The sequence below is a fragment of the Citrobacter sp. wls706 genome, assembly GCF_005281305.1.
In the GTDB taxonomy this organism is placed as follows: Bacteria; Pseudomonadota; Gammaproteobacteria; order Enterobacterales; family Enterobacteriaceae; genus Citrobacter; species Citrobacter werkmanii.
Genome location: NZ_SZXG01000041.1, coordinates 1 through 8,153, shown reverse-complemented (window position 1 = coordinate 8,153; position 8,153 = coordinate 1). Strand labels below are relative to the sequence as shown.

The 8,153-nt window shown below is 54.4% G+C and carries 5 protein-coding genes; 3 read left to right on the top strand and 2 right to left on the bottom strand.

Annotation, left to right across the window (positions count from 1 at the left end; genetic code table 11):
- The first annotated feature begins 91 nt into the window (after positions 1-91).
- Both FDW92_RS22310 and rutR read left to right on the top strand, forming a co-directional pair.
- Positions 92-1,006, top strand: coding sequence for a DMT family transporter (locus tag FDW92_RS22310; protein WP_042314115.1), 915 nt, complete (start codon positions 92-94; stop codon positions 1,004-1,006).
- A gap of 58 nt (positions 1,007-1,064) precedes the next feature.
- A complete protein-coding gene (gene rutR / locus FDW92_RS22305) occupies positions 1,065-1,703 on the top strand; it encodes an HTH-type transcriptional regulator RutR (protein WP_042314113.1) in 639 nt (212 codons plus the stop codon).
- On the opposite strand, the gene FDW92_RS22300 is transcribed toward rutR, so the two are convergent.
- Positions 1,700-2,095 carry a lysozyme inhibitor LprI family protein gene (locus tag FDW92_RS22300; RefSeq protein ID WP_042314112.1) on the bottom strand — a complete coding sequence of 132 codons (396 nt, stop codon included), beginning with the start codon at positions 2,093-2,095 and terminating at the stop codon, positions 1,700-1,702. The two genes, rutR and FDW92_RS22300, sit on opposite strands and share 4 nt — an antisense overlap.
- Positions 2,096-2,153: 58 nt before the next feature.
- Entirely contained in the window at positions 2,154-6,116 is a 3,963-nt protein-coding gene (gene putA / locus FDW92_RS22295; RefSeq protein ID WP_137400706.1) for a trifunctional transcriptional regulator/proline dehydrogenase/L-glutamate gamma-semialdehyde dehydrogenase, read from the bottom strand.
- A gap of 421 nt (positions 6,117-6,537) precedes the next feature.
- On the opposite strand from putA, the gene putP reads away from it, so the two are divergent.
- Complete coding sequence (gene putP / locus FDW92_RS22290; RefSeq protein WP_038639556.1) at positions 6,538-8,046, top strand: sodium/proline symporter PutP; 1,509 nt, start codon at positions 6,538-6,540, stop codon at positions 8,044-8,046.
- Positions 8,047-8,153 lie beyond the last annotated feature (107 nt).

Genomic DNA, 8,153 nt, shown 5'->3' with positions numbered 1-8,153 from the left:
CCGGGATCTTCCGGCGGTTTTTTTTGTCTGCAAGGTTGAACTGTAACAAAACGCAACGCAGACTAATGACATTCTGTTAATCGGGTGTCTCATGTCTTTACTTTCTCGTTATTCCTTTTCTGTTAAACCTCAGGAGGCGATCCTCATTGTGATCACCATGTTCTGGGGTGGAACGTTTTTGGCGGTGCAATATGCCGTTACTCTGAGCGGACCCTTTTTCTTTGTCGGTGTGCGTTTTGCGACTGCTGCGCTGGCCGTTGCGCTTCTGTCGTGGCGAACGTTGCATAAGCTGACCTGGCTGGAGGTTAAAGCCGGCGTGGCGATCGGCATTGCGATAGCGCTGGGCTATAGCCTGCAAACCTGGGGTTTGCAGTTTATTCCCAGCAGTAAATCGGCGTTTATTACCGCGATGTATGTACCGCTGGTGCCGCTGTTGCAATGGCTGTGTCTGGGGCGTATGCCAGGTTTAATGCCGTGTGTCGGGATTGTACTGGCCTTTATCGGGTTGATTTTTCTTGCCGGGCCGGGGGGGAATTTACTGGCGCTGGGTGAAGGTGAGTGGATCACGCTTGCGGGCGCGGTGGCAATTGCGGCAGAAATTATTCTGATTAGCGCGTGGGCGGGAAAAGTAGATGTGCGTCGGGTAACGGTGGTGCAACTGGCAACCGCTTCTGTGGTGGCGTTTATTGCCATGGCCCCGGCAGGCGAGTCTGTACCGCCGATGTCGACAGGATTGCTGGTGGTCGCGCTGGGATTAGGCATTTTTAGCGCGATTATTCAGGTCACCATGAACTGGGCGCAGCGCAGCGTTTCGCCGACGCGGGCGACGGTCATCTATACCGGAGAGCCGGTGTGGGCGGGGATCTTTGGTCGTCTGGCGGGTGAACGCCTACCGCTCCTGGCTTTGTTAGGCGCAGCATTCATTATTGTTGGCGTGCTGGTCAGCGAACTGAAGTTCAAGAAGAAAAAATCGCAGCCGCAGACGGCGCCTCCTGAATCGCTTTAATTTAACCATTCACCGTGTGATTTGGTATGCTGACGCCCTCACAAGAAGGAGAGGGCGCATGGTCCAACGCGCAGAGAAAAAAAACGGTAAACGCTCGCAGGCCGTCAATGCTAAACGTCAGGCTATTTTAACCGCGGCATTAAATATCTTCTCCCAATATGGGATCCACGGTACGCGTCTGGAACAGGTGGCAGAGCAGGCGGGGGTGTCAAAAACTAATCTGCTCTATTATTACCCGTCAAAAGAGGTGCTTTATATTGCCGTTTTACGGCAAATTCTTGATATCTGGCTGGCACCGCTGAAGGCGTTTCGCGAAGACTTTGCGCCGCTGGTGGCCATTAAAGAATACATTCGCCTTAAGCTGGAAGTGTCGCGCGATTACCCGCAGGCTTCCCGGTTATTCTGCATGGAGATGCTGGCGGGCGCGCCATTGTTGATGGCTGAATTAACGGGTGATCTTAAAACGCTGATTGATGATAAATCGGCGTTGATTGCCGGATGGGTCAGCAGTGGGAAACTGGCTCCTGTCGATCCGCACCATCTGATTTTCATGATTTGGGCTTCAACACAACATTATGCAGACTTTGCCCCACAGGTAGAGGCGGTAACGGGCGCAACGCTGCGTGATGAAGCCTTTTTTAACCAGACCGTTGAGAGCGTACAGCGGATGATTATCGAAGGGATCCGCGTGCGTTAGCTGGCAGGCGGTAGCGGACAGCTTAAATCGCCTTCTTCACACTGTAAAAGCGAGGCGAGAAACGCTTCGCGCTCGTTGGTCTTATCCGTTAAACACTGGCTGGAAATCATCGCCTGGACGCTTCCGCCTTCGGTACCGGAACTGATTAACGCACAGTCTGCATCGCGCAGGGTTATCCACGAAGTTTGCGCTTTTTTCAGTAAATCGCGCTGGGTCGGGGCGGCGCGCTTCAGCGCATTCTGATACGTTTCATTAAGTTTGGCGTCTGCCGCTTTAAACTGCTCTGCCGCACAGGTGTTCATTTCAGCTTGATTATTCGCGTTGGCGCAGTCATCTGCCAGTGCCTGGCCGCCCAGCAGCAGCGCTGCACATGTCAGTAAAATTCGTTTCATGTTTCCCTCTGACTTTATAAAAAAGGCCCCGTTACCGGAGCCTTAATTAACCACAACCTTAGCCGATTGTCATCAGGCTGGCGTTGCCTCCGGCGGCGGCGGTATTGACGCTCAGGGAGCGTTCAATATACAGCCTCTCAAGCAGGATATTGCTTTCGCCGCGGGCAAAGCCCTGAACCGACACAATCGCCCCTTCACGGGCCGCCACCGCTTCACACAGCGCGCGAAGCTGATCGGAATCACCATGGAAAATAACGGCATCGAACGGCTGCGTGGTGATGTTGTCCGCTTTGGCAAACTGAATCCGCCCGGAGACTGCAACTGGCAGACGTTTTGCCAGTTCGCGATGGAACGCATCATCCGGCCACAGAATTAAGCTTCCCACCGAAGTCACGGCGGCAACCTGTACCAGCGCATCCTGCTCGTCATCGGCGATACACAGTACGCGCTCGCGCGGTAACAGCGTCCAGGTATTGCGCTCTCCGGTTGGTCCTGGCAGCAGACGTTGCGTTCCGGCCTGCGCCAGTTCACCAAACTGCTGGCAAAGCGCACGCAGCGACGGACGATCGGCGGCCCATTCGGTGAGTGCTTCCAGCGGTTGCACGAGAGCCGCTTTGAGCTGCGCATCGACAGGATAGTCTGCATCCTGACGGGCAAGCGTAATGCCCAGCGCATTCTCCGGGCGGTTAGCCAGCAGGCGGTACAGGTACAGCGGTCCACCTGCTTTTGGTCCGGTTCCTGACAAGCCTTCGCCACCGAATGGTTGCACCCCGACGACGGCGCCAACCATATTACGGTTAACGTACAGGTTCCCCACATGTGCTGAACCGGTGACCTGAGCGATGGTTTCATCGATACGGGTGTGGACGCCAAGCGTCAGGCCGTAGCCGGAGGCATTAATTTGTTCAATCAGGCTGCCCAGATTGTTACGGGTGTAACGCACGACGTGCAGTACCGGACCAAACACCTCTTTTTGTAATTCATCGAAGCTTTCCAGCTCAATAAGCGTCGGAGCGATAAAGGTGCCGGTTTGCCATTCCCGCGCATCGTCACTGTTCTCACGCACGGCCTGGAATACCGGACGTCCTTTGGCGCGCATGGCCTGAATATGGCGCTCAATATTGGCTTTGGCTTCTTCATCGATAACCGGCCCAATATCGGTAGTCAGGCGACCCGGATTACCCATGCGGCATTCCGCCATCGCCCCGCGCAGCATTTTCAGCGTGTGGTCGGCAATATCGTCCTGCAGACACAGGACGCGCAGCGCGGAGCAGCGTTGTCCGGCACTGTCAAAAGCAGAAGCCAACACGTCGACCACCACCTGTTCCGTCAGCGCTGAGGAGTCGACGATCATCGCATTCATGCCACCGGTTTCGGCGATAAGTGGGATTGGACGGCCCTGAGCATCAAGGCAGGTCGCGATATTGCGTTGTAACAGCGTGGCGACTTCCGTCGAGCCGGTAAACATCACGCCGCGTACGCGCTCATCGGAAGTGAGTTGCGCCCCGACGGTTTCGCCCTGGCCTGGCAACAGTTGAACCACGCCCGGCGGTACGCCTGCTTCGAGTAAAATAGCGATACCCTGGGCGGCAATCAGCGGGGTTTGTTCCGCTGGTTTTGCCAGTACGCTGTTGCCTGCGGCCAGCGCGGCGGCAATCTGTCCGCTGAAAATGGCCAGCGGGAAGTTCCACGGGCTGATACAAACCACCGGGCCTAACGGACGATGGGTTTCATTATCGAAGTCATCGCGCACCTGGCCTGCATAGTAGTGCAAGAAGTCAACCGCTTCGCGCACTTCTGCAATGGCGTTGCTGAAGGTTTTACCCGCTTCGCGCACCAGAATGCCAATCAATTGCTGCATCTGGCCTTCCATCAGAACGGCGGCGCGATGCAAAATAGCGGCGCGCTCTTGTGGCGGCGTCGCAAACCAGATTGGCGCATTATTGACGGCGTTTTGTAATGCCTGTTCCACTTCGCTGTGAGTCGCTTCACGCACGTAGCCGACAATGTCTTTTGGCTCGGCCGGGTTAACCACCGGGGTCATTTCACCGTCAGCAACCGGCTGCTCGAGAATCGGTTTGGCATGCCATTTTTGCAACGCGCTATTGAGCAGGGCAGAGGACAGCGAGGCCAGACGATGTTCGTTAGCCAAATCCAGTCCGCCTGAGTTTTCCCGGCCTTTACCGTACAGGTCGCGCGGCAGGGGAATCTTCGGATGCGGTAAACCTGTCTGGCCTTCCTGTTGCGCCAGTTTTTCCACGGCTTCGACCGGATCAGCAACCAGTTCGTCCAGCGGCAAAGTGGTGTCAGCAATGCGGTTGACGAACGAGGTGTTGGCACCGTTTTCCAGCAGACGACGCACCAGGTACGCCAGCAGGGTTTCGTGCGTACCTACTGGCGCATAAATACGGCATGGACGGTTCAGTTTGCCATCCGCGACTTTGCCTGTAACCTGCTCGTACAGGGGTTCACCCATGCCGTGCAGGCACTGGAACTCATACTGACCAGGATAATAGTTTTGCCCTGCTAACTGATAAATCGCCGCCAGCGTGTGGGCGTTATGGGTGGCGAACTGCGGGTAGATCAGATTCGGTACGGCCAGCAGTTTTTTCGCACAGGCCAGATAGGAAACGTCGGTATACACCTTACGGGTATAAACCGGATAGCCTTCCAGACCGTCCATTTGCGCACGTTTGATTTCGCTATCCCAGTATGCGCCTTTAACCAGACGGATCATCAGGCGGCGGCGACTGCGGGTGGCGAGATCGATCAGATAGTCGATAACAAATGGGCAGCGCTTCTGGTAGGCCTGGATAACAAAGCCGATACCGTTCCAGCCCGCCAGTTCGGGTTCGAAGCACAGTTTTTCCAACAGATCGAGGGAGATCTCCAGTCGGTCAGCCTCTTCGGCGTCGATATTAATACCGATGTCGTACTGACGGGCCAGCAGTGTCAACGATTTCAGGCGCGGATAGAGTTCATCCATCACGCGGTCATATTGCGCGCGACTATAGCGCGGGTGCAGCGCCGACAGCTTGATCGAAATGCCAGGCCCTTCATAAATGCCGCGTCCGTTAGACGCTTTACCAATGGCGTGGATCGCCTGCTGGTAAGAAACCAGATAAGCCTGGGCATCGGCGGCGGTTAGCGCCGCTTCGCCTAGCATGTCGTAGGAGTAGCGGAAACCTTTTTCTTCCAGTTTACGTGCGTTAGCCAGCGCTTCGGCGATGGTTTCCCCGGTGACGAACTGTTCGCCCATCAAGCGCATCGCCATGTCGACGCCTTTACGTACTAAAGGTTCGCCGCTCTTGCCGATAATACGGTTGAGCGAGCGGGAGAGGCTGGCTTCGTTATGCGTAGAAACCAGACGACCGGTAAACAACAGTCCCCAGGTCGCCGCGTTAACGAACAGAGACGGGCTACGCCCAATGTGCGACTGCCAGTTACCGTTGCTGATTTTGTCGCGGATCAACGCATCGCGGGTTGCCTTATCGGGAATACGCAGCAGGGCTTCCGCCAGACACATCAGCGCCACGCCTTCCTGCGAAGAAAGGGAGAACTCCTGCAATAAACCTTGTACCATTCCGGCGCGACCGCTGGCGGTCTTCTGGTTACGCAATTTGTCGGCCAGATCGTACGCCAGCTTATGTGCCTGCTCGGCGATGGGGTGCGGCAGACGTGCCTGCTCCATCAACATCGGCACGGCGTCGGTTTCGGCGCGGCGGTACGCGGCGGTGATTGCCGCACGGGAAACAGACTGCGGCAGAATTTGTTCGGCAAATTCCAGGAAAGGCTGATGCGTTTCATTCTGCGGCGTGGTTGACTCTTCACCCTCATTCGCCGCGCCCGCCAGCAGGGCCGGCAGTTCAGGAAGTGCATCGTCATTTTCCAGTCTTTCGAGATAATTAAAGATGGCTTGCTTGATCAGCCAATGCGGTGTGCGATCGATTCGTGATGCGGCTGTTTTAATACGCTCGCGAGTGGCGTCATCCAGCTTAACCCCCATCGTGGTGGTTCCCATGCCGTTTACTCCTGTTGTACTGAAATACGGGTCTGATAGTTACCGAGAAATATCCACTATGTTGCAACTTTGTGCAACCGTGTTAAATGTGACGTGGTTTGCAAGCTTGAAAATGAATGAAATGTTAATAAAGTTGGGGTTCGTGACAGGGAGAATAAAAATTACGGAATCTTTTTCTCTGCGGTAGTTAACACTTTTCAAAGGTGCAACCAAAAAAAATGTGAGAGAGTGCAACCTACAGAAAAATGCTATCTACTCTGGATCAATTTTGATGTAAATGGTGTGTTAAATCGATTGTGAATGACCATCGCTTCCGGCAGGATACGGTCGCCTGGTAAACATAGATATCTTTGCCACGTTCCGGCAGGGTAATAAAACGGCAAGCCACGGCATTGCTGATACATAATTTTGGAGAGTTTTGATGGCTATTAGCACACCGATGTTAGTGACATTCTGTGTCTATATTTTCGGCATGATATTGATAGGGTTTATTGCATGGCGTTCAACCAAAAACTTTGACGATTACATTCTGGGTGGACGCAGCCTGGGTCCATTCGTGACCGCGTTATCTGCTGGCGCATCCGATATGAGTGGCTGGTTGCTGATGGGTCTGCCTGGCGCGATTTTCCTGTCGGGGATTTCAGAAAGCTGGATCGCCATCGGCCTTATTTTGGGCGCCTGGATCAACTGGAAGCTGGTGGCCGGACGTTTACGCGTACACACCGAATACAATAATAATGCCCTGACGTTACCGGATTACTTTACCGGTCGCTTTGAAGATAAAAGCCGCATTCTGCGGATTATCTCCGCGCTGGTTATTCTGCTGTTTTTCACCATCTATTGTGCTTCAGGAATTGTGGCAGGGGCGCGTCTGTTTGAAAGCACCTTTGGCATGAGCTATGAAACAGCGCTGTGGGCGGGAGCGGCCGCGACGATCATTTACACCTTTATTGGTGGTTTCCTGGCGGTAAGCTGGACTGATACCGTTCAGGCCAGCCTGATGATTTTTGCTCTGATCCTGACGCCGGTCATGGTCATTATTGGCGTGGGTGGATTCGATGATTCGCTGGAAGTGATTAAACAAAAGAGCATTGAGAACGTAGACATGTTCAAAGGGCTGAATTTTGTTGCCATCATTTCTCTGATGGGCTGGGGCCTGGGCTACTTTGGCCAGCCGCATATTCTGGCGCGCTTTATGGCGGCAGATTCTCACCATAGCATTGTGCATGCACGTCGCATTAGCATGACCTGGATGATCCTGTGTTTGGGCGGCGCAGTTGCCGTTGGTTTCTTCGGTATCGCTTACTTTAATAACAACCCGTCGCTGGCAGGTGCTGTTAATCAGAACGCTGAGCGTGTGTTTATTGAACTGGCGCAAATCCTGTTCAACCCGTGGATTGCCGGTATTCTGCTGTCTGCGATTCTCGCGGCGGTGATGTCGACCCTGAGCTGCCAGTTGCTGGTGTGTTCCAGCGCAATCACCGAAGATTTGTACAAAGCGTTCCTGCGTAAAAATGCCAGCCAGAAAGAGCTGGTGTGGATTGGTCGTATCATGGTGCTGGTTGTGGCCCTGGTGTCCATCGCGCTGGCGGCAAACCCGGAGAACCGTGTGCTGGGTCTGGTAAGCTACGCCTGGGCTGGCTTTGGCGCGGCGTTTGGTCCGGTGGTTCTGTTCTCGGTAATGTGGTCGCGCATGACCCGCAACGGCGCGCTGGCAGGGATGATCATCGGCGCGGTGACGGTAATCGTCTGGAAGCAGTTTGCCTGGCTGGGTCTGTATGAAATCATCCCTGGCTTTATTTTCGGCAGCATCGGTATTGTCGTCTTTAGTCTGTTGGGTAAAGCGCCTTCAACCGCAATGCAGCAACGTTTTGCCGAGGCTGACGCGCATTATCACTCCGCGCCGCCGTCTCGTTTACAGGCAGAATAATCTGCCTTTGTCCTCAGGCCCGCTGTGTGCGCAATACCGTTCGGTTAGGCATGTATGGAGAACGTTTTACCCTGAATTAGTTTCCGTTCACCTTATGTGCATTGCTT